At 62.2% G+C, this 1,575-nt stretch carries 1 protein-coding gene; it reads right to left on the reverse strand.

The window, feature by feature from the left end:
- Positions 1-132 precede the first annotated feature (132 nt).
- The gene (locus K7I12_RS17320) at positions 133-1,506 is read right to left on the reverse strand and encodes an IS1182 family transposase (RefSeq protein WP_231664805.1); all 1,374 of its coding nucleotides are present in this window, start codon (positions 1,504-1,506) and stop codon (positions 133-135) included.
- Positions 1,507-1,575: the final 69 nt, after the last annotated feature.

Here is a 1,575-nt window from a genome sequence, read left to right on the forward strand (position 1 = left end):
CTAGCAGCCTGTCGGACTTAGCGTCGGCAGACAATGGACGCCGCCTGCCGCGGCAGATTTTTGCACCATCATGATGCCTACTTACGGGCTTCTGTGGCCAATATTCTCAAAACGAGCAGCATCGCTTGCTTTTCATGCCGATTGGGCGGATTTCGGGCGCAATACGGCCATACGCTTTAGATTCCAGGCCAGGCAAACCAATGTCCATTCACCGCTCACTTTGTTCAGTCCGCGTAACGAGAACTGACGAAATCCGAGCACCGACTTGATGATGCCGAAGACCGGCTCGACCGTTTGCTTGCGCAGCGCATAGGCGGCGCGTCCCGCCTGGGTCTGTAGCTTGTGCGCCATCCGCGCGACCGGCGAACTACCCTCCGCCAGGGGCATCGGTTCGGCGAACCGTTCCAGCGGCGGCGGGTGATGACGTTCCCGCTTGACGGCGATGTGCGGATCCAGCCCGGCCTGTTCGCAGGCGGCCACATTCGCGGCGCTGAAGTAGCCAGTATCCGCGAGCAGCATGTCGGCTTTGCCCAGCGATGCCGGCAAGGCGGCCAGTTGCGCCAGCATCGGCTCGACTTGTTCCTTGTCGTTACACGCCTGGGTGACCGCCGGCGCCATCACCAGCATGCTGTCCGTATCCACGGCCGCCTGGGCATTGTAGGCCTGCTCGAAGCCCCCGCCTGACACCGGCATGATGCGTGATGCTTCATCGGTGAGATTGATCTGGTCCTGCGCCTTGGGGCCGGCCGTGGGCGGCTTGGGCGGACGGCCGCCCGGCTTCTTGCCGGTCTTCTTCTGCTTCTCTTCCCGCGCGGCGAGCTTGGCCTGGTAGTCGGCTTGCTCGCGCTCGAAGCGCGCTTTCGCCCGGGCTTCGATCTTCGTTTTGGCCTCTGCCATCGCCTTGAGCCGATCTTCCCGACGCTGAATTTCTTCCGGCAGGCTGACCCCATCCGGGACATTGGATTGGTCGGCCTGCTCGGCCAGTGCCAGCAGTTCCTGCACTTCCGCTTGGAGTTGGGCCTCCATCTTCTCGATATGACCATGGGACAGGGCGCTGTGACGCGAGGCGTTGGCCTGGACCTTGGTGCCATCCAGGCTGATGGTGCCCAGCTTGAGCAGCTTCATCTCCTGGGCAACGTCGAGAACCTGAACAAACAGACCCGCCAGCTCGTCGAGAAAGCGCCGGCGAAAGGCAGCCAGCGTGTCATGGTCGGGATGCGAGCCGGCGGCGATAAAGCGGAAGGCCACCGAATCATACGTCGCCCGCTCGATCTTGCGGCTGGAAAACACGCCGGTGGCGTAGCCATAGATCAACAGCGACAACAGCAGCGATGGGTGATAGGCCGCACTGCCGCGCCCGCCATAGGCGCTCACCATCGCGCGCAGATCAAGGCCGTCCACCACCTCGACGATGAAGCGTGCCAGATGGTTCTGGGGTAACCACTCGTCAACGGACGGAGGAAGCAGATAGGCCGTATGACGATCGACAGAACGAAAGTGGCTCATGGCGGGTCCGTGGTCAGTTTGATGCCGGCATTATCTCATGCTGGAGTGGAAAGTCCGACAGGCTGCTAG

The organism is Halomonas sp. IOP_31 (genome assembly GCF_021151495.1).
Lineage (GTDB): Bacteria > Pseudomonadota > Gammaproteobacteria > Pseudomonadales > Halomonadaceae > Modicisalibacter > Modicisalibacter zincidurans.

Coding starts and splice junctions, on each gene's coding strand:
- K7I12_RS17320 (WP_231664805.1), bottom strand. CDS start 1,506: ATGAGCCACTTTCGTTCTGTCGATCGTCATACGGCCTATCTGCTTCCT.